The 23,733-nt window shown below is 64.0% G+C and carries 23 protein-coding genes and 2 pseudogenes; 11 read left to right on the top strand and 14 right to left on the bottom strand.

Annotated elements, in window-relative coordinates; all coding sequences use genetic code 11:
- Positions 1-90: 90 nt before the first annotated feature.
- The 7 genes and pseudogenes from ACM61V_RS02450 to ACM61V_RS02420 all read right to left on the bottom strand — a co-directional run bounded on the left by ACM61V_RS02450 (position 91) and on the right by ACM61V_RS02420 (position 7,666).
- Positions 91-1,263, bottom strand: a complete 1,173-nt coding sequence (locus ACM61V_RS02450) for a helix-turn-helix domain-containing protein (protein ID WP_137785496.1) — start codon at positions 1,261-1,263, stop codon at positions 91-93.
- Positions 1,264-1,277: 14 nt separating this feature from the next.
- Positions 1,278-1,895 carry a hypothetical protein gene (locus ACM61V_RS02445; RefSeq protein ID WP_137785495.1) on the bottom strand — a complete coding sequence of 206 codons (618 nt, stop codon included), beginning with the start codon at positions 1,893-1,895 and terminating at the stop codon, positions 1,278-1,280.
- Between the two features lie 155 nt (positions 1,896-2,050).
- Entirely contained in the window at positions 2,051-2,635 is a 585-nt protein-coding gene (locus tag ACM61V_RS02440) for a hypothetical protein (RefSeq protein WP_419713783.1), read from the bottom strand.
- Positions 2,636-3,451: 816 nt separating this feature from the next.
- Positions 3,452-4,726 (bottom strand): cation:proton antiporter, encoded by a 1,275-nt coding sequence (locus ACM61V_RS02435; RefSeq protein ID WP_137785493.1) that lies wholly within the window; start codon positions 4,724-4,726, stop codon positions 3,452-3,454.
- 327 nt (positions 4,727-5,053) lie between these two features.
- A complete protein-coding gene (locus tag ACM61V_RS02430) occupies positions 5,054-5,584 on the bottom strand; it encodes a hypothetical protein (RefSeq protein WP_137785492.1) in 531 nt (176 codons plus the stop codon).
- 16 nt (positions 5,585-5,600) lie between these two features.
- Positions 5,601-6,878 (bottom strand): annotated as a pseudogene (locus ACM61V_RS02425) (Nramp family divalent metal transporter).
- Positions 6,879-6,913: 35 nt separating this feature from the next.
- Positions 6,914-7,666, bottom strand: coding sequence for a magnesium transporter MgtE N-terminal domain-containing protein (locus tag ACM61V_RS02420; RefSeq protein ID WP_171007476.1), 753 nt, complete (start codon positions 7,664-7,666; stop codon positions 6,914-6,916).
- Here ACM61V_RS02420 and ACM61V_RS02415 point away from each other — a divergent pair.
- The 5 genes from ACM61V_RS02415 (at position 7,646) to ACM61V_RS02395 (ending at position 12,981) form a co-directional block, all read left to right on the top strand.
- The gene (locus ACM61V_RS02415; protein WP_171007475.1) at positions 7,646-7,978 is read left to right on the top strand and encodes a hypothetical protein; all 333 of its coding nucleotides are present in this window, start codon (positions 7,646-7,648) and stop codon (positions 7,976-7,978) included. The two genes, ACM61V_RS02420 and ACM61V_RS02415, sit on opposite strands and share 21 nt — an antisense overlap.
- A 775-nt stretch (positions 7,979-8,753) precedes the next feature.
- Positions 8,754-9,812, top strand: a complete 1,059-nt coding sequence (locus ACM61V_RS02410; RefSeq protein ID WP_419713782.1) for a sensor histidine kinase — start codon at positions 8,754-8,756, stop codon at positions 9,810-9,812.
- A complete protein-coding gene (locus ACM61V_RS02405) occupies positions 9,809-10,438 on the top strand; it encodes a response regulator transcription factor (protein ID WP_137785489.1) in 630 nt (209 codons plus the stop codon). The genes ACM61V_RS02410 and ACM61V_RS02405 overlap by 4 nt, the downstream gene beginning before the upstream one ends.
- Before the next feature lie 276 nt (positions 10,439-10,714).
- Positions 10,715-12,082 (top strand): magnesium transporter, encoded by a 1,368-nt coding sequence (mgtE, locus tag ACM61V_RS02400; RefSeq protein WP_137785488.1) that lies wholly within the window; start codon positions 10,715-10,717, stop codon positions 12,080-12,082.
- Positions 12,083-12,807: 725 nt separating this feature from the next.
- On the top strand, positions 12,808-12,981 hold the full coding sequence (locus tag ACM61V_RS02395) for a hypothetical protein (protein ID WP_171007474.1): 174 nt from the start codon (positions 12,808-12,810) through the stop codon (positions 12,979-12,981).
- A 132-nt stretch (positions 12,982-13,113) separates the two neighbouring features.
- Here ACM61V_RS02395 and ACM61V_RS02390 read toward each other — a convergent pair whose 3' ends face one another.
- Together ACM61V_RS02390 and ACM61V_RS02385 are read right to left on the bottom strand one after the other, a co-directional pair.
- Positions 13,114-13,293 (bottom strand): hypothetical protein, encoded by a 180-nt coding sequence (locus ACM61V_RS02390; RefSeq protein ID WP_137785487.1) that lies wholly within the window; start codon positions 13,291-13,293, stop codon positions 13,114-13,116.
- On the bottom strand, positions 13,290-13,682 hold the full coding sequence (locus tag ACM61V_RS02385) for a hypothetical protein (protein WP_137785486.1): 393 nt from the start codon (positions 13,680-13,682) through the stop codon (positions 13,290-13,292). The genes ACM61V_RS02390 and ACM61V_RS02385 overlap by 4 nt, the downstream gene beginning before the upstream one ends.
- A 135-nt stretch (positions 13,683-13,817) precedes the next feature.
- Here ACM61V_RS02385 and ligD point away from each other — a divergent pair, with 135 nt between their 5' ends.
- Genes ligD through ACM61V_RS02370 form a run of 3 tightly spaced genes read left to right on the top strand, consistent with a single transcriptional unit; the run spans position 13,818 to position 17,520 of the window.
- The gene (ligD, locus tag ACM61V_RS02380; RefSeq protein ID WP_137785574.1) at positions 13,818-15,701 is read left to right on the top strand and encodes a DNA ligase D; all 1,884 of its coding nucleotides are present in this window, start codon (positions 13,818-13,820) and stop codon (positions 15,699-15,701) included.
- Entirely contained in the window at positions 15,698-16,495 is a 798-nt protein-coding gene (gene xth / locus ACM61V_RS02375; protein WP_137785485.1) for an exodeoxyribonuclease III, read from the top strand. The genes ligD and xth overlap by 4 nt, the downstream gene beginning before the upstream one ends.
- A complete protein-coding gene (locus ACM61V_RS02370; protein ID WP_419713781.1) occupies positions 16,492-17,520 on the top strand; it encodes an ATP-dependent DNA ligase in 1,029 nt (342 codons plus the stop codon). The genes xth and ACM61V_RS02370 overlap by 4 nt, the downstream gene beginning before the upstream one ends.
- 71 nt (positions 17,521-17,591) lie before the next feature.
- Here ACM61V_RS02370 and ACM61V_RS02365 read toward each other — a convergent pair whose 3' ends face one another.
- On the bottom strand, positions 17,592-18,278 hold the full coding sequence (locus ACM61V_RS02365; protein WP_419713780.1) for a TetR/AcrR family transcriptional regulator: 687 nt from the start codon (positions 18,276-18,278) through the stop codon (positions 17,592-17,594).
- An 82-nt stretch (positions 18,279-18,360) separates the two neighbouring features.
- Here ACM61V_RS02365 and ACM61V_RS02360 point away from each other — a divergent pair, with 82 nt between their 5' ends.
- Both ACM61V_RS02360 and ACM61V_RS02355 read left to right on the top strand, forming a co-directional pair.
- Positions 18,361-19,509 (top strand): FAD-dependent oxidoreductase, encoded by a 1,149-nt coding sequence (locus ACM61V_RS02360; protein ID WP_419713779.1) that lies wholly within the window; start codon positions 18,361-18,363, stop codon positions 19,507-19,509.
- Positions 19,499-21,028, top strand: coding sequence for an FAD-dependent monooxygenase (locus ACM61V_RS02355; RefSeq protein ID WP_419713778.1), 1,530 nt, complete (start codon positions 19,499-19,501; stop codon positions 21,026-21,028). Before ACM61V_RS02360 ends, ACM61V_RS02355 begins: the two co-directional genes overlap by 11 nt.
- Before the next feature lie 156 nt (positions 21,029-21,184).
- Here ACM61V_RS02355 and ACM61V_RS02350 read toward each other — a convergent pair whose 3' ends face one another.
- Positions 21,185-21,673 (bottom strand): MarR family winged helix-turn-helix transcriptional regulator, encoded by a 489-nt coding sequence (locus tag ACM61V_RS02350; protein ID WP_419713777.1) that lies wholly within the window; start codon positions 21,671-21,673, stop codon positions 21,185-21,187.
- A gap of 75 nt (positions 21,674-21,748) precedes the next feature.
- Between ACM61V_RS02350 and ACM61V_RS02345 the strand changes: the two genes are divergently transcribed.
- Positions 21,749-23,212: an FAD-dependent oxidoreductase gene (locus tag ACM61V_RS02345; protein ID WP_419713776.1), complete on the top strand. Its 1,464-nt coding sequence runs from the start codon at positions 21,749-21,751 to the stop codon at positions 23,210-23,212.
- On the opposite strand, the gene ACM61V_RS02340 is transcribed toward ACM61V_RS02345, so the two are convergent.
- From ACM61V_RS02340 to ACM61V_RS02330, 3 genes and pseudogenes are all read right to left on the bottom strand, one after another.
- On the bottom strand, positions 23,185-23,334 hold the full coding sequence (locus ACM61V_RS02340) for a hypothetical protein (protein ID WP_212742151.1): 150 nt from the start codon (positions 23,332-23,334) through the stop codon (positions 23,185-23,187). The two genes, ACM61V_RS02345 and ACM61V_RS02340, sit on opposite strands and share 28 nt — an antisense overlap.
- A complete protein-coding gene (locus tag ACM61V_RS02335; RefSeq protein ID WP_349290315.1) occupies positions 23,325-23,576 on the bottom strand; it encodes a TetR/AcrR family transcriptional regulator in 252 nt (83 codons plus the stop codon). Before ACM61V_RS02335 ends, ACM61V_RS02340 begins: the two co-directional genes overlap by 10 nt.
- A pseudogene (locus tag ACM61V_RS02330) lies at positions 23,567-23,678 on the bottom strand (hypothetical protein); the annotation flags it as partial. The gene ACM61V_RS02335 and the pseudogene ACM61V_RS02330, both read right to left, overlap by 10 nt.
- Positions 23,679-23,733: the final 55 nt, after the last annotated feature.

Below are 23,733 nucleotides of genomic sequence, written 5' to 3'. Positions count from 1 at the left end.
TTCGAGCGATGAACCGTCGCCACCTCGAGCTCCCAAGGCAGATGCCCGTCCGAAGGAGCAAACCCTGCGCTGATTAGATACTTCGGGGCGTCAGCCCAATGCATCGTCCACGCGAACGTCAGGCGCGAAGTCAGCCTTTAGTCGAATAGGCACTACTCGCTGATCCAGATACCCCCCCGGCAGTCCCGCCAGTCCCTCGACATCGCGCAGGTTCAACCCTAGGGCCGCTTCGATCTGCGCCCGCGTGTAGACCCCGTGCTCGACCAGCATCCGTAGGCCTTCGGCGAGCATCGTGGGCCGATTGACGGGAAACGCGTCGTCGAGTGGCTCGATCTTACGGATGCGAAGACTGTTCATCTGCCGGAACAAGTAGGAAAACTGGTTCTCGGAGAGGATCCCGAGATCCCGGCTTCGATACGCCATCGAGGCGATCGACACAGCCCAGCGCGCCTTCAGCGCCTTGAAATAGGCGATTGAGCTGCCGAGCACCTCCCGGCTGAAGGTCTCGCGCGGAAGCAAGAAGGCGCTCGCGAAACGGTTGGCCTGCTTCTCTATCATGTCGAGGTTCGAGCTGGTGACCTCTATGTCCGGATGAAGTACCAGGTGGCCGAGTTCATGGGCGAGGTTGAAGAGGTCGCGCGGTCCCCCGACCACCTCCTCGGACATAAGAACGATCGGCCGACCCCCGATCCAGCAGCTCACGGCGTCCATGTCCTGGCAGCGCACCGGCTCGCGCACCAGCAGGATCCCGTTCGCCTCCATGGTGGCACCGAGGTTGCGGATGGGACCACGGCCAAGACCCCAATGGTCGCGAAGCCTCTCCGCCGCGCATTCGATGTCGTCTTCGTCGCCGTGCTCGGCATCGAACTCCAGACCGGGGAAGTTCACGGCCGGCAAGGCGATGAATCGCTCGAGCAGGGTTCCGATATCCCCCGCCCATTGCATGCGCCGGACGATGCGACGGCGATGGTGCTGCTCCATCCGTTTCAGGCTGCGGAAGAACGGAGCACGCGGCTCGCCCGCACGCGACGGCAGGCCGGTGAAGAACGAGATCGGCTGACCGGTCTCACCGATGATTCTACCCATCGTCTCGCCGCTCGGCGACGCCTGTCCGGTCTCGAACTGCGCCACCGCCTGCCGACTGACACCGATGGCTTCGGCGAATGCCTCGCCGGTGAAGCCGCGAGCCTCCCGGGCTTCCCTGATCCGTTCCGGAATCGGTTTGGCTCCGGCCGAGGCCGGAGCACCGCGATCATTGCTCATCCCGTTACCCGCAGTCAGGATTCGTTGTCGGAAGTCGACTCGTGCTCGTCATTGCGCAACGCTTCCTCGATGTGGTCGCGGAAGCGCAGCACGACGGCGGGCGCGGGCACGTCAACTGGCGCCGCCTCGATCGGGCCCAGGCGGGTCAGCACGTTTGTCCGCGCAAGCCAGCTGTTGCGCCCGGCCTCGGGCATGCCCCAGCACAGGTGGGTGAGATCGGACCCGTTGGCGCCGAAGGTCAGCCAGGCATACATCTCCTGCGGTGACGGAGCGCGGAACGGCACGACGACGGGATCGGGATCGAACAACTCGAGCTGATTGCTGAGCCGCTGGTCCTGGCGGGTGGGCGTTTCCTCGGGGAAGGCCACCGGGCCATCCGTCCGGCACACGTGGGCGCGGAACGCCCCCGACCGCAACTCGACCCAATGCCCGCCGCCCAGCGGCATCCGCGTCATTTCCGACGCGAACGGCAGGTCGCCGACCTTGCAGCCCTCGTGCACGCTAAACAAGACGGCGGCGCGGCGGATATGCCCCTTGATGTCCGCACCGATCAGCGACTTGAGGAACGGCTCGTTCTCCATCACGTCGCCGGCCAGCGCGATCGCTTGGGACACCGAACGCATCAGCGCCACGTCGGCACTAGGCGGAAACGCCTCGTCGAGAAGCTGCTGAAATGGAACCATTGCCTGCCCCTAAAAATTTTGATCGCAAGCACATTCCCGAATCTATCATCTCGCGTCAAGTGATTTCGCGAATCGATCGAAATGAGCCGCTAGGTCTCGCCACCTTACTGCTTCATGCGCGCGAGCGACCTGTCGATCGCGGTAAGTTGGCGGCCGACGGCATTGAGCTCGGCGCCGATCCCGGAGGACACCGCGGACAGCAGCTGGCGCGCGTTGCTCAGCTTGCCCAGGACCTCGCCCTTCGCGTCCTCGCCGCGCTTCAGGAAAGCCGTCCACTCCTCGTCGGTCATGGCGTAATCCTCGCCCTCCTTCTCAGTGTGGGCGGGACGATGGACGTCGTCGAGCGTGTCGATCAGCGCGTCCAGGCCCTTTTCCAAGCCGGCCCGCGCGGTCTCGACCTCGGCGGAGTCGCGCCAGCGATACTTGGTGCCCAGCCAGGTCCGGGCCGTCGACAGCGCTTGGTCGTGGTAGAAGGCGCGTTCCTCGTCGATCTCGTCACCCTCTTCCCAATAGACCGCGTGCCCCAAGCCCGCGAGCGGCTCGCCGACATTCTTATCGAGCGCCTCGAGCGCCTGGCGCAGATCGCGCTCGCGGTCGAGCAGCATTCCGCGCATCACCGCGTCGGATTGCAGCCGCATCATGTCGAGCTGACGGTAGACAGGTCGCGCGGCGAAATAGGCCGCGACCACCGCGGCGCAGCCCGCGATCAGCGTCTGGTAGTCGTAGATTGCACGTATAAGGCCGTTGATTGCGCAGCCGACTAACACCCAAGACGCACAGTGCATCAATGCACACCCCCATTTCGCGGTGGCGATAGCACGGTTCCGACGGATAATGCCTGCCTCAGTTCTGCCGATACGGCATAATCACTTCATAGGGTGCGACGTTGAGCCCTTACAATAACGGCTGGTTTCGGGACTTTAGGTCGCGTGCCGCAACGGCCGGATTTAGGGCGCATTGCCGAAGGACCGATTTCTGACAATTTAGTAGCCTACGCCTACACGAAAGGGCCTTCGGCCGCCGGCCTGTCAATCGGCAGAAGAAGGGCCGCTTCTCCTTCCGAAGATACGGCCCTTATAGAGTCAGCACTTGACGTTATGGCCAACTCGAGTGCGGCAACGGACGACCTTTATCGGGTGCTTGCGCTTGAGGTTAACGCTAGGACGGAATGCCTTGTGGCATTTGACGTGATGGCCGCGAACATAGGTACGACATACCTTCGCTTGCGCCGGGATTGCCGAGGTAACGGCAGCGCCTGCCAGAGCGATCATTAGTGCGATCCGTGTCATATTCTTCTCCATGGCGATAATCCGCCGCGAGGGTCTATGAACGACTTCACCGACAAACAGCATTCATTTCGCTTATGTCGATCACGGCTGCTCTGCAGTCAGGCGCGAGGATGCCCCATCATCGGTTTTGCACCATCAGGCCAGCGTTGATGGGCCAACGAACTCCCGGCTTTACCCAACGCTATCATCTTCTTCGACGCCGCCCGGGGTCTCTAATTACGCGGAGGGATAGTTTTCGTACTCCGAATGGTCCCAGTTGCGCCCGTGCTGCTTTCGAAGCTGATCGGCATATGTCATCAACGGCGTCGAGACCGTGCCGTGGACGATGATCGACGCGAGAATGGCCGTCCCCGCGATCGCCCAGAGCTGTTCGCGTTCGGCGAAGTCGCCGCGTCCGGTCGCGTAGAGGATATAGTAGATCGTGCCGATCCCGCGGATGCCGAAAATGCCCATCATACGCTTGGCGGTCCGCGGAGCCGAGGAGCCGATGAACGCAATCCAGCAAGCGATCGGACGGAACAGCAGGATGAGCGCAATCGCCAGCAAACCACCCTGCCAGGTCAAAGAAGCGAGCAGGCCATGGCCCAGGGTCCAGCCGAACAACACCAGCACCAGCATGATCAGCACACGCTCGACCTGATTGGCGAACGCTGCCATCTCGGCGTGAAACTCGTCCTCGGGCCGCACCGCGCGGATGGCGAGCCCGGCGACGAACACCGCGATGAAGCCATTGCCGTGCAGAAGCACGGTCGCGGCATAGGAAAGGAAGGTTGCACCGATCGCCACCAGCCCGTCGCCACTGTCGGATATCTTCCTGAGATGCGGCAGGCGGAACAGCGCCCGGCCCATGAGCCAGCCAAGCACCGCGCCGACAACGATACCGATCAGGATCTCTGCGGCGAACTCGATTCCCAGCCAGTGTCCCCAGTTGGCAGTGCCGGCATGGAGAGCCAGTGCAAGGAGGATGAGGGGAAAGGCCAGTCCATCGTTAAAGCCGGCCTCGGCGGTTAGCCCGAAGCGGGTTTCGCCATCTTCTCCCTCCCCAGGCGGACCGGTCTGGATATCGCCAGCCAGAACTGGGTCGGTCGGCGCTAGGGCTGCCGCAAGGAGCAACGCCGCCGGGGCTGCCATTCCCAGGCCCCAGTGCGCCGCTGCGAAGACCAGGATCATCGTAATCGGCATCGCGATGAGCAGCAGGCGCCACGGCGTACCCCATGCGCGCCAGCCGAACACCCGATCGATCCTGAGACCGGCGCCCATCAACGCCAGGAGCATCACGATCTCGCATAGCGCTTCGGCGGTATGACTCGTAGTCAGATCAGCGACAGATGTGACACGAAGGATCGACGTGAACGACGTGCCGTAGCCCATCGCGAGGCATATGATCGGCAGCGAAAGCGGCACCCGCTTCAACAGCATCGGCAGCCACGAGATCAGGAGGACGAGACCACCGCCAAACAATAATATCAAGGCGCGGTGACTGTCGTCCATCTTTTCCCTTCGCTGAATCGGCATCACCGACATGTCTTCGGACTCGGTGATTTACCCTTGGGACTTTAACGCACCAGCGCCGGATATATCCGGCTCACTCTGTTAATGACCGCAATCGCGGAAGCGACACTCGAATCCAGATACTCGACTATTGCTGTCGCCGACTTAGGGAAGGAGCAGTATTGGACGGATGATGGCTTCGGGCTCATGCATCGCCAGCGGTCGCGGTGGCAACGAGCGCTTAGGGGGCCAATTCAGGCGCGAAACCAAGCGCACTTTATTTCGGCGTGTGAGTCCGCCGCAGGGAGACGGAACTCAAGTGCACTCCTAGATGCGGTCAACATCTATCAATCCCGACGAACACTGTGCTGCATTGGCGACTTCTTCGTTCCAGGCAGACCCGGCTACGACGATAATGGCATGGCCAGCCTTGAGATGTTTCTCAGCAGCGAGCGCGGATGCCTCTGCCACCCCCACACCGATAAGAGAACCGGCGAGCCCGCCCAACGCTCCTGCGGTGATGGCGCCGGTCAAGGCTCCCGCGATCGGACCCACAGCGAGGAGAGGTCCAAAGCCGGGGACGACCAACAACCCCAAACCGGCAAGCAGGCCACCTACTCCGCCGGCAAACGACGCAGCGCCGGCACCCACCGCGCCTCCGGTCTCGATGTCGTGATCCAGTGTATCGTCGCGGCGACGCTTTTCGATCGGGTCGGTATGCACGAATAAGTTAATGTGTCCGGGCGACACTCCCATGCCGACAAGGTCTTCATAGGCATGCTCCGCCGCATCACGCGTGGCGAATGCGAGCACATGGAATGGGCCGGGTTCCGGACTATCCGGGGACTGTTCGCTCAAGCACACCTCCTATATTTTATCCGAAGCCCAACATCGTCATTGCCACCAGGGCCAGGCTCATGAGGCTCAGGATGCCGGCCGTGGCCCACTGCACAGCCTGCAGCACGCGCCCGCTGACATGCTCGCCCATGAGCCCTCGGTCGGCCGTCATCAACGCGATGAACACTAGGATCACCGGCAATTGCAGGCCGTCCACGAACTGGCTGGCAAGCATGAGCTTCACGAGCGGCATATGCGGGATCAGGGCGACGGCAACGCCCAGGCCCAGCGTCGCTGCGTAAATCCCCATGAAGACCGGCGCTTCCCTGAAGCTCCGCGCAATCCCCCGCTCCAGGCCAAATGCTTCTGTCACCACATAGGCCGTGGCGAGCGGCAGGACGGTCGCGCCGAACATTGAGGCGCCGACAAGTCCGACGGCGAATAGGATTTCAGCCCAGGATCCCGCCAGCGGAGCAAGCGCACGCGCGGCGTCGGCCGCTGTTTCGATCTTGATGCCGTGGGGATGAAGCGTCTGCGCCGTCGTGATCACGATGAAGAACGCGATGAGATTGGCGAACACCGACTAGATGATCACGTCGGCGCGCACGAATGGAAGCTCGCGGACGCTGGTGCCCTTCTCGACCTCCGTCGCCTGCAGGAAAAACTGCATGTAAGAGGTGATCGTCGTGCCGATCAGCGTGATCGCCATGAACAGATAGCCCTGATCGGCACGAAAAGTCGGGATAACGGAAGCCTTGAGGACCGGCCCCCAATCCGGCGTCGCGACGAACGCAGTGCCGACATACCCGAAGAATACGACCGTCGCCGCGAGGAAGACCTTCTCGACGATGCGGTAGGTGCCGCCAACGACGAGATAGAAGACGATGATGAAGGCAACCGGCACGGAGATATAGCGCGATACGCCGAACAGTTCACTAGCCGAACCGATGCCGGCGAATTCCGAAGCGGTGGTGCCGAGCGAAGCGATGAAGAAGGTGACCATCGCCAGCGCGGTCCAGCGAATGCCGAACTTCTCGCGGATGAGCCCGGCCAGTCCCTTGCCGGTGACGATCCCCATGCGCGCGCAGGCTTCCTGCACGACGATCAGGCTCAGCGTGATCGCTGGAAGCACCCAGAGCAAGTCGAGCCCATAGGTCGCGCCGGCCACCGAGTAGGTGGCGATCCCGCCTGCGTCGTTGCCGGCGTTGGTGGTGATCAGGCCCGGTCCCAGCGCGGCGAGGAAAGCGAGAACGCCGCCCTTCGGCACGCGCAGGCGTCTGCGCCGGGCAAGCCGGCGAACAGCGGGCGGAACCATCGCCATGTTTTCGGGCGCGGGAGCCGTGCTCTCCATCAACTGAACAGCCGCGGCAGGTGCCGGCGCATGGATTCGGGTAGCATCAGGTCGAGAACATCGTCGGCGGTCACCAGACCCAGCATCCGGCCGAGCTCGTCGATCACCGGCAAGGCGAGGAGGTTGTACTCACCCATGATCCTCGCGACCTCCTTGCAATGCTCCTCGGGACGCGTGGTGTGAACCGTCGAGCTCATGCAATCGCACAGCCGCATCTCCGGCTCGGCCAACAGCAAGTCCCGAAGCGACATGACCCCCTGCAGCCTGCGGGCTTGCGGATCGTCGACGATATAGACGTAATAAACGAGGTGCGGGCGACGCAATTGCCCCCGTACATAGGCGATCGCTTCCTCGACCGTCTCGGTATCGAGGGCCATGACGAAATCCGTCGTCATCAAGCCGGCGGCCGAATTGTGGGGATAGCTTAGCAGCAGCTTGATGTCGCTCGAGGTCTCCGGCTCCAGGAGCGAGATCAGCTTGTCCGATTTGTCGCGCGGCACGGACTCCAGTAGGTCGGCGGCGGCGTCCGGCGCCATACTGTCGAGGATCGCCACCGCACGGTCCTGCGGCAGATATTCAAGGAACTCCGGCTGACGAAGCCGTTCGACCTCTTCGAGCGTATCGGCGGCCAGTTCGGTCCCGAGCGCGCACAGAATGCGCGCTCCTTGCCGGTACGGCAGATGATCCATCAGCGCCGCAATGTCGGCGGGATGAAGTTCCCGAAGGCCCGCATGGCTGAACACGAAATCCATGCCGGGTGGTGGCTCGATCATCGGTTCGATTTCGTCCCATGCCACGGTGTGACCTTCGAACCGATCGGCAAAGGCGCGAGGCACGAGCCGCCGGATGAGGCCAGCCGCGCTCGCATCGATCGCAGCGCAAGTCAGGCAGGTTCCGTCCCATTCGATGACGGCATCGTTGACCCGGACGATCCGCTGCGCCGGCCGGTCGATCACTTCCCCGTCAAGCAGGTCCGCGAGGATCAGAAACTCGCCGCTTCGCCGCTCGAACAGCGGCTGATCGATCGGCTCGACCGCGACGACGAGAGGTCCGCCCGGCCGTAGATCGAGGAAAGATGCCGCATCGATCCGGACATTGCGTCCGTCACATCGGACTATGACCGCCTGCACCTGCGCGGCGCCCGCTTCACCCGGGACAGCGATCAGATCGCGGAGACGCCCGCCGCTGCCGTGCCGGCCCTCGACCGCGATTCCTCCAAGAGCGCTGGCATTAAACCGCGTGGCGTCGGCTCGCTGTTCCCTCGGCGGCCTCCTTCCGGGAATCGCGCGCCGGGAGGAATGACCGATATGGTTGCGTGGCGAGGCACGCTCGGCCTGCCTCACGCACGATCGCCAGGCTGGGCGCGCGAGGCCGGACGGCGCCCCGGTTTTACCGGGCCAAGCTGCTCGACCTTGCGGGCAAGGCGCCTGGCTCGCATTCTTCCCGACCAAAGAATCACAAGAAGTCCCAACCCTGTCGCGAGCACCATGGTATGGCGTGCGATGGTGAAGACGGGGCTGTGCCAACCGAATGCACCGCCAATTCCGAGCAGGACCATGACAAGGAAAAGGCCTATGCCAAAAGCGAATGGACTACCGATCAGACGAGCAATCCTGTTCATTCAAAAAGGCCGATTTGGTGAAACGATAGCTTCACAGGTCTTAACTGCGGCAGCAGCAATCCGCTAAGAGAAATGGCGTCTCGGCACCTATGTATATATTTGATATACGAAGGTATATTCTTGGGACCGAGACGCGGCTTGTCCTACGCTCTACGATCATTCCATACGAACGCCGGTATGCACACGAGCTGCCGCGCCTGGCGGACGAGGGAGCAATATTGCCGGATAGTCTTCGCGGAGTACGGAATCGGCGTCTGAAGCTAGTGGCTTTAGCCGGGCTGCTGGTCGCCGTCTTCATCGTCGACACAATCACGAGCTACGAGATCGCCGCCGCGGTCTTCTATGTCGCGGCGATCCTGCTCGCGGTCCAGGTGCTGAGCCGCCGCGGCGTGGTCCGGCTGGCGATCGTCTGCATCTCTTTGACGCTGATCAGTTTCACGCTCAGCCGGTTCGGCGAGCACGGTGCCGGAATCGTCAATCTTGCGATCAGCGTGTCGGCGATCGCGATAACGACCTTCCTTGCCCTTCGGATCGTTGCTGCCGAGACTGCGATTCACGAGGCCCGGGCTCAGCTTGGTCGCTTGACCCGGCTGACAAGTTTCGGCGCGCTGACCGGATCGATCGCGCACGAGGTCAACCAGCCTCTCGCCGCCATCGTCGCCAGCGGTAACGCCGGCCTGCGCTGGTTGGGGCAGACGCCGCCACGGCTCGACAAAGCGCAAGCCGCGCTTTCGCGCATCGTCGCTGACGGTAATCGTGCCAGTACGATCGTCGGCAATCTGCGCCGCCTCGCACGCGGCGAACCCCCGCAGAAAGTCGCGGTCGACCTCAATGCGGTCTTGCGCGACACGCTCTCGCTGGCGCGCCAGGAGTTCGACCGCAGGGACATCGAGGTGCGGCTTGATCTGACGGATGGCCTTTATCCGCTGGCGGACAAGACTCAGCTCCAGCAAGTGCTCGGAAACCTGCTCCTTAACGCGATCGAGGCGATCAAAGACGGGCAAAGCGATCACCGTCTTATCAAGCTGTCGTCCGAACGGATCGGCGACGATGCGGTCGTAACCATCGCCGACTGCGGGAGAGGACTGTCCACGCTTGACCAGGAGAAACTTTTCGGAGCGTTCTGGACGACCAAGGAAACGGGGATCGGCATGGGGCTGACCATCTGCCGATCGATCATCGAGGCTCATGGCGGCTTCATCTCGCTCGATCCGAACCAGCCGAGCGGCGCACGCGTCAGGTTCGGTTTGCCGCTGTTGGAGGTGCCGGCCGCATGACTGACGGGCAAGCTGCCGAGGACGTCCCTCTCGTCTATGTAGTGGACGATGACGCGTCCGTGCGCGATGCGCTTGGCGACCTGCTGGAATCGGTCGGTCTGGAAACGCGCATGTTCGCGTCAGCGGAAGCGTTTCTCGCCTGGCCTCGGCCCGAGCGTCCCGGCTGTCTGGTGCTCGATATCAGGATGTCCGGCATGAGCGGCCTCGAATTCCAGCGTGAAGCGCTCCGCTCGAATAAGACTCTGCCGATCATTTTCATCACCGGCCACGGCGATGTCCAGACATCGGTACGGGCGATGAAGGCCGGCGCGATCGAGTTCCTGACCAAACCGTTTCATGAGCAGGATCTGCTGGACGCCATTCAACAGGGCATCAGCCAGGACCGCGTCCGGCGCGCGCATGCAGCCGTCCGCCACGATTTGCAGCGTCGCTACGACTCGCTCGATGCCAGGGAAAAGCAGATCATGGCGCAAGTAGTCGGCGGGGCCTTGAACAAGCAGATCGCCGCGTCTCTTGGCCTAAGCGAGATCACGGTGAAGGTCCGGCGCGGACAGATCATGCGCAAAATGCGCGCGCAATCGTTGGCCGAGCTCGTCAGGATGGCAGAGAAGTTGCCGCCGGCGTGAGACCAGCCTGGGCCGACAGCATATCAGCGTTATACGATGGTATATCAGGGATATACATGAATGTCGTTGGCGACTGTCGCCTTGACCTCGGCGCGCGCTCTCGCCATTTCGGCGCCGCACCGACCAGCTCTGTCCGGTGGTGCGGAGCTAAGGAAACCCAACCCCATGCCAAGCGACAGTAGTCGATTGTCCTTGCCGTCACGGCTGACGCTGGCCTGACCCGCAGGGGTTAGCTCGCCCGCGATCCGCCGTGACGGCGGATCGAGAGGTGAGATTATGGAAGATACCCGCACCGCGCCCGGCGCGGTCGATCTGGCGTTGTTCGCCGATCTGTTTGACGCGCACGCCGCCGACATCGTTACCCGTCTCAACGAGGAAGATGCCGACACCGCCGCAGCGGTGCTCGCCCATCTTCCCCTCGAACGCGCGATAGACGTGTTCGACCGGCCGGAGCTGATCCGCGCCGGGGACTTGCTGCTCGACCTGCCGCAGGGTCGTGCCGGTGACATCCTGAAGGGCATGGCCGACGACCGCGCGGCCGATGTACTGCGCGAGCTGGACGGTGATGATCGCTCCGAACTGCTCACGCGCGTCGATTTCGACAGCGCCTGGCCGCTCAAGCGGCTGCTCGCCTATCCCGAAGGCACGGCCGGCGCCATCATGTCGACCGAGTTCGTCAGCGTGCCCGCGACCTATACGGTGGCCGATACGCTGCGCCATATCCGCGAGGTCGAACGCACTCGCGAGACGGTCTATGCGATCCACGTCGTTGATCCGGAGACGCGCGCGCTGCTGCGGGTGGTGACATTGCGCCAGCTCATCACCGGTGAGCCGCGGCAATCGATCCTCGCTCTCGCGCCCGATCGCGAGCCGATCACCGTTCAGGCGGACATGGACCAGGAGGAGGTCGCCCGGCTGATCTCGATCCATGACTTGCTGTCGGTGCCGGTGGTCAATGACCGGCATCAGCTGCTCGGCATCGTCACCGTCGACGACGTGATCGACGCGATCCTCGCCGAAGGCAGCGAGGACGTGCAGAAGTTCGGCGGCGTCGAAGGCGCGAGCGAGCCCTATCTCACCACCGGCTTCCTCGGCATGTACCGCAAGCGGGTCGGCTGGCTCGGCGCCCTGTTCATCGGCGAGATGCTGACCGCCAGCGCCATGCAGCATTTCGAGGACGAACTGGCCAGGGCGGTGGTGCTGACGCTGTTCATCCCGCTCATCATGAGTTCGGGGGGCAATTCCGGCTCACAATCGACCTCGCTGCTGATCCGCGCGTTGGCGCTCGGCCAGATCCGCCTGCGCGACTGGTGGCGGGTGGCGCTCCGCGAACTGCCGGTCGGCATCGCGCTCGGCGCCAGTCTCGGCGTCATCGGGATAATCCGCATCGCCGCGTGGCAGGTTCTTGGCATCTTCGATTATGGCCCGCACTGGCAACTGATCGGGCTGACGGTCGGTGTCGGCCTCATCGGCATCGTCACCTTCGGCTCGCTGGCTGGTTCGATGCTGCCTTTCCTGCTCAAGCGCCTGGGCTTCGATCCGGCGAGCGCGTCGGCGCCGTTCGTCGCGACACTGGTCGATGTCACAGGACTCGTCATCTATTTCAGCGTCGCGCTCGTTATCTTGCAAGGCACGCTCTTGTGACTGTTCAACAGGCTCCCTTAGCGAGACAATCCCACAATCAGGTCGCAACCTTTGAGTAGCCATCAGAATGGAAGTTCGCGCAGTATGGGGACAAACTCGATTAGGCCGCCAGATTCTCGCTTGCACGAACGGCGGCTTGTGGGATCTCGGACGGATCGGTTGAACGACCGTGATTGGGGCGCAAAGCAGCCGAAGGGTGTAACGGACTGTCGAAGCCTTGTAATTCAGCGCCCGTCAAAAGCGTCTGGGCGCATTGCCGATCGTGTCGCAAGTACCGCGGAACCCATAACTCGCTGTTCCCTGCACGCTGATTCGGCCGCTACGACGATCGATGCGAAGACGCGGTTTGTTCAACCCGTTCAGTCGATAGCTGGCAGTGATCAGGTCAGGTCCGACCGCGACATCGTACAGATCCCACCATCCGTTTTGGTAGGCGGATGCGGCCACCGCCCGACCAGATCTGGACCATCAGAGACGTGTCGAACACCTCGGTCGTAGATTGGGTGTACGTGCCGTATTCGTAGCGATCGCGCTTCGCATTCCATGTCCATGTCGTGCCGCTGCCGATCCCGTTGCGCGAGCCGTCGCCAAAACAAACCAGCCCTAGATCGACCGGGCGTCCGCCCACGATAGGTCCGTTTGAAGGATAGGCCGGCCGATCGGGACGATAGCCTGGGCGACCAAAGTTGGAGTCCGGGAACCTAATTGTACACGGCTTAGCTGGCGTGAGCGCTGATCCTGCAAAAGGTGAGCCGCATATCCTGTGTGTGCAGAGCGTCGCCGACCAAAAGAAGTCGACGAAAATCACTCAATCCGAATTGATCGAGCTTTGCGACGGCATCGAACGCTGCCGGCGGGACATAGAACTCGTCGCCTATGCGGCCAGACCCACCTTATAGCTGACCCGCGGTGGGGCGGCTGCTTTTGGGACGTTGAAATAGGACGCCAGCGACCGGCTAAGGGCGCATAGTGGTCGCTCATCAGACGATGACTTTATAGCGATTGTCCGATTGCCTTAGCAACGCGCGCAATCAGACTTTTTTGAAATGGATCGGCGTTGTTCCCGAGCCCGGAGCGCGCGGCGGATAATCGCGCACTTGCTCCCACCATATCCTTCTGGGCCACCAGCACTTGCGCGAGCGCAAGATCCAGCGTGGACCCCACGCCGCATCGCCGACCAGTTCAGCCACCTTGTTGCGATCGATGTTCACGGGCGGTGCGCTTCGACCGCACGACCCGAATATATGAGGCAATCGGCGACAGTAGTCCGGATCGCCATGGGCGAGTGCTGTTTCCCGACCGGGCGACGCGCGCGCGACGGCGAGCGCGTTGCGAGCATTTGCCACCCATCATCGTAGAGTCCGGCGCGGCGTTGCGTTTCCGCGGTATCTGCGCGACCCGCGGCGGCTTGAAAAGCCGCTGGCCCCTCATGGGCCGCAGTCGTCCGCCACACCCGCTCGCTCTCCTTGGCAACTTCAGCATAGCGACCTAGCGTACCGAGCGACTGCGCACGCACCGCCAACAATTGCAGTGTGCGGCGGTGGTCCGGGCCGAGTTTCTTTTCCATCAGCGGCAGCAGCTTGTCGGCCTCGGCGACCACCTCGACATGCCGGTGGGCGATCAGTAGACTTCTGCCCTTCGATCGACATCAGTCGTTTCTACCGTCGGATCGAACCAACAATTCCCTAAGGCGGCGCCGGTGACGGAACGAGACTCGGGCGCGGCGAGTCTATCAATGATGGCAGGGACCAAGACAGAACCGCGCGTTTCGAGGGCTGCGTCGAGCAGGGCGGCGGGGAAGCTCGACCCCCCGCCCTTCCAGCCGGTCCAGCTTGCCACGCTCGTCGACACCGTGCCCACCGGCGACCGCTGGCTTCACGAGATGAAGTATGACGGCTACCGGCTGCTCGTCGCGGTCGGTGGCGGCAGGGCGCGCGCCTACACGCGCTCGGGCCTCGACTGGTCCGAGAAGTTTGCGGGCATCGTGGACGAGGCGGCAGCGCTCGGGGTTCGGTCCGCCCTTCTCGATGGCGAGGCGGTCGTCATGGACGAGCAGGGCCGCTCCAGCTTCCAGACGCTGCAGGGCGCATTGAAGGGGGCGCCCGCCAGCATCGACTTCATCGCCTTCGATTTGCTGGAACTCGACGGCGAGGATTTGACCGGGCTGCCATTGACCGAGCGCAAGGAGCGGCTGCGCGCCATCCTGCCCGAAGGCAGCCACAGGATACGGTATTCCGAGCACATCGAGGGCAACGGCGAGAAGCTGCTGCACGGGTTCTGCGACGCCGGACTCGAGGGCGTGATCTCGAAGAAGGCGGACGGCCGCTACATCGGCTCCCGGTCCGGCGGCTGGTTGAAGGCGAAGTGCATCAAGCGGCAGGAATTCGTCATCGTCGGCTGGACGTCGTCGGACAAGTCCCGGCTGTTCCGCTCGCTGATCCTAGGCGTGCACGAGGATGGAATGCTGCGCTACGCGGGCAAGGTCGGCACCGGCTTCGGCAACGACGAGATCGTCCGCCTGATGGAGACGATGGCGCCGCTCGAGCAGGACAAGCCGACCGTGAAGGCGCCGCGCGCCGAGGTTCGCGGTGCGCATTGGCTGAAGCCCAAGCTGGTCGCCGAGATCGCCTACACCGAGATGACCAACGAGGGGACGCTGCGGCACCCGAGTTATCTGGGCCTGCGTGCGGACAAGAAGTCGGAGGCGGTGGTGCTGGAGGTCGAGCAGCCCGTGGCCGAGATCGCCGCGCCGGCGGTCTCGAAGGTGAAGGTGACCAATCCCGACCGCGTGATCTTTCCGGAATCCAACATCACCAAGGGCCAGCTCGCCGACTATTACGCGGCCGTCGCGCCGATCATGCTTCCTTGGGTTGGCAGCCGGCCGATGAGCCTCGTTCGCTGTCCGCAGGGCCGCGCGAAGAAATGCTTCTTCCAGAAGCACGACGCCGGGAGCTTCGGCGACACGGTCAAGCACGTCGGCATCATGGAGAAGGACGGCCACGAGGAGCCGTATCTCTTCATCGATACCGCTGACGGTCTGTTGACCTGCGTCCAGATGGGCACGATCGAATTCCATGGCTGGGGTTCACGGATCGAGGACGTCGAGAAGGCGGATCGGCTGGTCTTCGACCTGGATCCCGACGTGGGATTGGACTTCGAGGCGGTGCGGACGGCGGCCTTCCACTTCCGCGACATCCTGAAGTCGATCGGGCTCGAGACCTTTCCGATGGTGACCGGCGGCAAGGGCGTCCACGTCATCGCCCCGCTGGTGCCGAAGGCCGAGTGGCCGGAAGTGAAGGACTTCGCGCACCGGTTGGCACAGGCGGTCGCGCAGAGCGATCCCGACAACTTCACCGCCGCGTTGCCCAAGGCCCAGCGAAAGGGTCGCATCTTCGTCGACTACCTGCGCAACCAGCGCGGCGCGACCGCGGTGATGCCGTATGGGGTGCGTGCTCGCGAGAACGCGCCGGTCGCCGTGCCCATCACCTGGAAGGAGATGGAGACGATCCACGCGCCCAACCATTTCCACATCGGCGACGCGGCAGAGCTTGTGAAACGTGCAGGATCGAAGGCGCTGTCGGGCTGGGGGCGCGCCGACCAAGAATTGCCCGACCTGTGAAGATCGCCACTTACAACGTGAACGGCGTCAACGGCCGGTTGCCGGTGCTGCTGCGCTGGCTCGCCGAGAGCCAGCCAGACGTCGCCGTCCTGCAGGAGCTCAAGGCGCCGCAGGACAAATTCCCGGAGGCCGCCGTCCGCGACCTCGGCTACGACGCGATCTGGCACGGCCAAAAGAGCTGGAACGGCGTCGCGATGCTCAGCCGGGTCGGCGAGATCCACGAGACGCGGCGCGGCCTGCCGGGCGATCCCGACGACACGCAGAGCCGCTACATCGAGGCCGCGGTCAACGGCATTCTGATCGGCGGCTTGTATATGCCCAACGGCAACCCGCGCCCCGGACCCAAGTTCGAATACAAGATGACCTGGTTCGAGAAGCTCATCGAGCACGCCGCCGGGCTGCTCGAGTCCAAGCTGCCAGTCATGCTTGCGGGCGACTTCAACGTGATGCCGACCGAGCGCGACGTCCACAAGCCGGAGCGCTGGCTGGAGGACGCGCTGTTCGCGCCCGAGGTGCGCGAGGCGTTCTTCCGGCTGACCGGCCAGGGCTGGACCGACGCGCTGCGCACGATCCATCCGGACGAGACGATCTACACCTTCTTCGATTATTTCCGGAATGCCTACGCCCGCAACGCCGGTCTGCGCATCGACCACCTGCTGCTGAGCCCGGCGCTCGCCGACCGGCTGGTCGATGCGCAGGTCGACCGCGACGTGCGTGGATGGGAGAAGACCAGCGACCACGCACCGGTGTGGATCGAGCTGGCCGACAAGCCGAAGCTGAGGAGTCGCGCGTGAAAGGCGGACCGCACCCCTTTACCGGTATCGAACCGATGGAGGCCAAGCTCGTCGACGCGCTTCCGTCCGACGCCGGCTGGCAATACGAGCCCAAGTGGGACGGCTTCCGCGCGATCGCGTCTCGGTCGGGCGGACACGTCGAGCTGATGTCGAAGTCGGGCAAGTCGCTCGCCCGCTACTTCCCCGAAATCGTGGTTGCGTTGCTGGGCACCGAAGCCGACGACTATGTCGTCGACGGCGAGTTGATCCTGCCGATCGACGGCGTGCTGTCCTTCGACGCGTTGCAGGCGCGGCTCCATCCTGCCGAGAGCAGGATCAAGCGGCTGTCCGCCGAGACGCCAGCGCACTTGATGCTGTTCGATTGTTTGGCGGTCGGCGGTGACTTGCTGATCGACCGGCCGCTCGCCGAACGCCGCAAGGCGCTCGAGCTTTTCCACGCCGCCGAGGGGACCGCGACGATCCTGCTCTCGCCGCACGCGCCCGATCTGGCGGGCGCGCAGGCGTGGCTCGCCGCGAGCGGCGGTGCGCTGGACGGCGTGATCGCGAAGCCGCTCGGCGGCCCATACCGCGCGGGCGAGCGCGCGATGTTAAAGGTTAAGCAGCATCGCGCCGCCGACTGCGTGGTTGGCGGCTTCCGCCGCACGAAGGACGGCAAGCTCGTCGCATCGCTGCTGCTCGGTCTCTACGACGATGCTGGCCTGCTCAACCATGTCGGCTTCACTTCGGCGCTGGCGAAGCAAGACCGCACCGAGCTGACCAAGCGGCTCGAGGCGCTGATCTCGGCGCCCGGCTTTACGGGCAAGGCGCCGGGCGGTCCGAGCCGGTGGAATGACGGCAAGGAGAGCGAGTGGTTCCCGCTGAAGCCGGAGCTGGTCGTCGAGGTGAGTTACGACCAAGTGACCAGCGAGCGCTTACGTCACGGGGCCGGGCTCGTGAGGTGGCGACCTGACAAGGCGGTTGGCCAATGCAGGATGGAGCAACTCGCCTACGCGTTGCGGCCGTCGGACCTAGCTGACGTCAGCTAACCTGCGTCGCGGCGAACTCGGCGACCCGTATGGGACAGTGCTTACCTCTTGGGGCGGGTCTGATCCGTCCTTCACAACAGCGCATGTTCACGCAGAGGCTCGATGCCGGACAGGATGAGGTCGATGCCAGCGAGGAATTGCTCGCGGTCGTCATGTTCGGCGAGCTGGGTCGCGATTTGTCGGACGAAGGGATGCGTGTCTTGGTCGAGTTGCGCCCATCGCGTCGCGATCTCGCCAAGCGCGGTCGCCCGGTCGACGCCGCCTTTGGACATGCCGGCTCCGAGCGCATACTGACCAGCCAGGCCGAGGATGAAGCTCATGATGGCGGTCGCGACGTTGAACTGCGCATCGGCGGGCACGCCGAGCGCCTGGATCCGGCCGCCGACTCCCTCCAGGATTCGCAGCACCGCATGCTGCCATGGATCGCGAGACAGCTGACCACCGATCCAGGGGTGGGTGTCGATCGCGTCGAACACGCCGAGCGCGAAGGTGCGGATTGCCTCCCGCGGCTCCGCGTCTTTGACACCATTGACGATGATCGCAGCGACGACGTGGTCTGTCGCGGCAGCCAGCAGCGCCTGCTTGTCCGCGACGTGCCAGTAGATCGCGCCGCTGCCGGTCTGGAGCCGCGTGGCGAGCGCGCGGAATGTCAGCGCACCCTCGCCTTTATCGTCCAATATCTCGATGGCGGCCGCGATGATCGCGTCCTTGGATAGCGGCGCCGTCCGCCGCTCGCTCTTCGCTGTCTTGGAAACCACCGCTGCGCCTTGACACGAATGGAACCACGTTCCAATGAGAATTACTGGAACGGCGTTCCATTGACAACTTGAGGATAATGGAATGACTCACGTGACGATCGTCGGAGCCGGTCTCGGCGGGCTAGTGCTCGCTCGCGTTCTCCATCTCCAAGGTATCACCGCCACTATATACGAGGCGGACCCGTCTGATCAGGCCCGAACGCAGGGCGGCCAGCTCGACATCCATATCGAGGATGGTCAGGCGGCGCTTGCGGCCGCCGGACTCACCGAGGCATTCCGGGCGATCATCCACGAGGGTGGCGAGGCGACCCGCGTGCTCGATCGCGACGGCGTGGTGGTGTTCGAGCAGCCCGACGACGGCACCGGTGGACGCCCTGAGGTCATGCGTGGCGATCTTCGCAGGATCCTGCTCGACTCTTTGCCTGAGGACGCAGTCAGGTGGGGCAAGCGGCTGAATGACGTGACGCCGCTCGGGGGCGGACGTCACGTTTTGACCTTCGCCGACGGAACGACGGTGAACAGCGAGCTTCTGGTCGGTGCCGATGGTGCGTGGTCAAAGGTCCGACCGTTGCTGTCGGCCGCGACACCGACCTATGTCGGGACGTCGTTCGTCGAGACCTATCTGCACGATGCCGACACGAGGCACCCGGCCGCCGCGGAAGCGGTCGGCGGTGGCGGACTGATGGCGCTGGCGCCGGGCCAAGGCATCCTGGCGCACCGCGAGGCTGGGGCCATCCTCCACGGATATGTCGCCTTGAACAGGCCCGCAGAGTGGTTCGCCGGCATCGACTTCACCGATCCCGCTGCGGCAAAGGCTCGGATCGTTGCCGAATTCGCGGACTGGGCGCCAGCGCTCACCGCGATGATTACCGATGGCGAAACGGCACCGGTGCTGCGCATGCTGCACGCCCTGCCGACTGGTCATCGCTGGGACCGGGTGCCCGGGGTGACGCTGCTCGGCGATGCAGCCCACTTAGCACCACCTGCTGGCGAGGGTGCGAACCTCGCGCTGTTCGATGGTGCGGAGCTCGCCCGGGCGATCGTCGAGCACCCCGGTGACGTGGAGACGGCGCTCGGCGCTTACGAAGCCGCGATGTTCCCGCGTGGGGCGGCGGCCGCAGCGGATGGCTACGAGGTGCTACGCTTCTTGTTCGCCGAGAACGCGCCCTACGCCGCGGTCGACTCTTCAACGATGCGCTTGCCAGGGCCGAGGGCATCCGGTGACCTATGACGTTCTGATCGCGGGCGCCGGGCCCGTCGGCCTTTTCCTCGCGTGCGAGCTGCGGCTTGCTGGCGTCGCGGTCCTGGTCCTCGAGCGTTCGCAAGACCCAGGGTCTCCACTCAAGCGGCTCCCGTTCGGTTTGCGCGGACTCAATGCGCCGACCATCGAGGCGTTCTACCGACGCGGCTTGCTCGATGAGGTCACCATGCCGGTCCAAGCGGAAGATCGCTCGGGCAGGAGCGTCTCGAGCAGCGCCCACTGGATGCAGCAGGAACGTAAGCCTGCCGGCCATTTCGCCGGCATCCAGTTCTTCCAAGACAGGATCGATGAAGAGCGTTGGCCTTACCGGCTAGGCGGGCCTGCGGGCACCAGCATGGCCGTCACCATGGAGCATCTTGAAAGCGTTCTGACCGCCCGCGCGTTGGCGACGGGTGTGGAGATTCGGCGCGGGTGCGGCGTCGTTGATCTCGACCAGACCGAAGACGGGGTGGTCGTCCATGCAGGCGACGAAGTTATTCGTGGGCGCTGGCTGGTCGGCTGCGATGGGGGCCGCAGCACGGTGCGGAAACTCGGAGGGTTCGGGTTCTCCGGCACCGAACCGGAATTCACCGGCTACTCGGTCGAGGTCGGCTTGGCCGAACCCGTGGGCCTGCCAGCGGGCCGGCACTACACGTCAACCGGCATGTATACCTTCACGCCGCCCGGCACGGTCGCGATGGTCGAGTTCGATGGCGGCGCCTGCCACCGCGTCGAGCCGATCACACTCGAGCATGTCCAGGCCGTGCTCCGGCGCGTCTCCGGCACCGGCGTCACCGTGACCGATCTTCACGTTGCCGCGACGTGGACCGATCGCGCCTTCCAGGCGAGCACCTATCGCAAGGGACGCATACTCTTGGCGGGCGATGCCGCACACATACACTCTCCACTCGGCGGCCAAGGACTCAACCTCGGCCTGGGGGATGCGATGAACCTCGGGTGGAAGCTGGCCGCCGCCATCCGGGGCGATGCGCCTGACGGCCTGCTGGACAGTTACGAGGAGGAGCGCCGTCCGGTCGGAGCGCAGGTGCTCGACTGGTCGCGAGCGCAGGTCGCTATCATGCGGCCGACCCCCAGTTCGCGCGCCCTGGAGGCGATCATCCGCGATCTGATCGATACACGCGATGGCGCGACGTATTTCGCCGAGCGCGTGTCGGGAGGGTCGCTGCGTTACGACCTCGGCGATCCTCATCCGCTGGTTGGTCGCGGCGTTCCCGACTTCGAGCTGACGGACGGCACGCGTATCGGCGAACGGATGGCGAACGGCAAGGGCCTGCTGATCGACTTCTATGCGCGCCGACCGCTCCGCGCGCTAGCCGATCGCTGGCACGGCCGCATCGACTATGTCGTGGGCGAGGCTCACGATCGAATGGAGCTCAGCGCGGTGCTGACCCGTCCCGACGGCGTGGTCGCCTGGGCCGGCGAGCGGGATGCGGACCCGACACTTGTGATCCGGGCGGCCGAACAATGGTTCGGCACACCCAACGCATGACGTTGCACACCTGGTGCGTGGCGGCAGCGACAAGGTGCTGCTCCAATACCTCCAGGAGCTGATGGCGACGGCATCGTGCTGCGGTTCGACTACCGCGAGGTGACATTGCGCGTATCACACGTCGACGCCGCTCAGCCGGGGTGAGTCTGCAAAGCCCTATTTGCGATCAAGATGTTCGTGGTTGCGCATGCCGCTCGCTAGCAGCTGCATTAATCTAATCAGCTCATCGAAATCCCTTGCGCTCCAGTCGCGGAACATGCGCACTGCCATCGCCTCCCGGGTCCTATCGATTGCATCAGTCGCGATCTTACCGCTGGCAGTGATCTCAGCCTCTTTGACCCTTTTGTCAGTAGCGCTCGACCTGCGCTGCACTAGGCCGATCTCCTCTAACCTTGCGATCTGTCGGCTGACCGTCGTGTAGTCGCGGCCCACCCGGCCGGCGAGTTCGACAACGCCGACCGGGCCGAGACGCTCGACCGACACCAGAAGCGGGAACAGCGCCCGCTCAAGAGCGAGGCCTGCAGCCTTGAGCATTACCTCGTCCCGCTCTGGCTCGTTCATCGTCGCCATGATGTCGATCAGGGAGCGATGCAGCTTCGGCAGTTCGGCTACGATATGTGTATTATGCACTTTTTTCGTTGACACGCATCTGCCCCTTCAAGATATGTGCATCATACACACAGGAGCTGCGCCATGAAACCGACAAACGATACCGACGTGGTGATCTGCGGCGCGGGGGCCTCAGGGCTCACGCTCGCCATCGACCTTGCGCGCCGGAACGTGGCATTCCGCATCGTCGAGAAGCTGCCGACGCCGTTCGCGGGATCGCGCGGCAAGGGCATCCAGCCGCGCACGCAGGAAGTGTTCGAGGACTTAGGTGTGGTCGACCGGCTATTTTCGACGGGGGGCATCTATCCGCCGCAGCGGGAGTATCTGGCGGATGGCAGCCACCAAGACTCACCGATTATGGAGGGTTCGTCGCCGACCGCGGCGGAGCCCTTCGGCCTGCCGCTGATGGTGCCGCAATTCCTAACCGAGCGCATCCTGCGCGACCGGCTGGCTGAGTTCGGCCATCACGTAGAATTCGGATGCGAACTCACGGCGTTCCGCAACGTTGGCGAGTGCCTGTCGATCGACCTCGCCACGGAAGCGGGTGAGGAGACCATTCGCGCACGTTACTTGGTCGGCGCCGACGGCGGCCGCAGCCCAATTCGTAAGGAACTGGGTATCGACTTTCCGGGCAAGACACTTGGCGTCCGGGCGGTCGTTGCCGACGTCGCCTTGTCCGGCCTCGACCGCGACTTCTGGCATCGCTTTGGCGAGGGAGACATGCAGCGGCAGATCAGTCTCTGTCCCCTCGCCGGAACGGACCTGTTCCAGATACAGGCGCCCGTGCCGCTGGAAGGCGAGGTCGGCATTGCGGTCCCCGATCTCAACGCAATGATCGTCGACCGGACCGGCCGGACCGACATCGTCGTCGACACCGTCTCCTGGGCATCGGCCTTTACGATGAGCGCGAGGCTTGCCGATCGCTATTGCGAGGGTCGCGTCTTCCTCGTCGGCGACGCCGCCCATGTCCATCCGCCGACCGGCGGTCAGGGTCTGAACACCAGCGTCCAGGATGCTTACAACCTCGGCTGGAAGCTGGGCGCGGTGCTGAGCGGCGCGCCGCATGCGCTCCTCGACAGCTATGGGCTTGAGCGGCGATCGATCGCCGCGGGCATGCTGGGTCTGTCGACCGGGCTGCTCGATCAGATGAAGGAGGGAACTCTTCGGCGCGGACGAGACGTGCATCAGCTCGATCTGAGCTATCGCGGTTCGCCGTTGTCGATGCCCGGCCCTGCCGCCGACAGGTTGCGCCAGGGAGGTGACCGTGCGCCCGACGCGCGCCTGCTTGGCCGCTCGGGTCGATCGCGGCGATTATTCGACCTGTTGACCGGTCCTCACTGGACGCTGCTCAAATACATGTCGGACGATCGCGTCGCCGCGCGCCCGTGGCTCGCCATCTACGGCATCGGACCGCACGCTGACTTCGACGACGTGCACCGCGACTTCGTCGAGGCCTATAGCGTCGAGCAAGGTGACAGAATTCTCATCCGCCCGGACGGTTACATCGCCGCGGTCGTGGCGCGTGACCAGACCAGGATCCTGGAGGACTATTTGCGCGGTGTCGGCATCGTCTGATCTGCGGCCCGACCCTCGATGCCATTAAGCCGTTCGAGATAGGCGCAGAACATGTCCGCGATGCCGTCGGCATACCGCTTGATCTCCGCATCCCTGCGCGGCGCCGCGTCGTTCAGGGCCATGCGGACATCCGCCTCGTCACATTCCGAGCGGATGACGTGTGCACGAGATCGCGCAGCCTTTCGAGCGGCGGCCGCGTCCCGTGCCTCAGGATGGCGCTGAGGATGTCAGTGGTCTCGCGCCACTCGTCGCTCTGCAGCCGGAACAGGATCGACGCCTTGTTGGGGAAGTATTGGTAGAAGGAGCCCACGCTCACCCCCGCGCGCTCGGCGACTCGCGCTGTCGTGCACCGTCGCGCAGCCACCGGCCGGCCCCGCAGCGAAGGGTCGTCACGCTGCTCCACTGACGCGAAGAACGCGTCCATGTCGACGTGGATCACTTTCCTGATGACGGAGTCGCCAGCCATCTGGCTGAACCAGCACAGGTCGAACATAGTGAGAACAGCAGCGAGACTTCGGGTT

The organism is Sphingomonas sp. TX0543 (assembly GCF_048565505.1).
In the GTDB taxonomy this organism is placed as follows: domain Bacteria; phylum Pseudomonadota; class Alphaproteobacteria; order Sphingomonadales; family Sphingomonadaceae; genus Sphingomonas.
The sequence above is the reverse complement of the archived record's forward strand: the minus strand, read 5'-3'. Positions and strand labels throughout refer to the sequence as shown.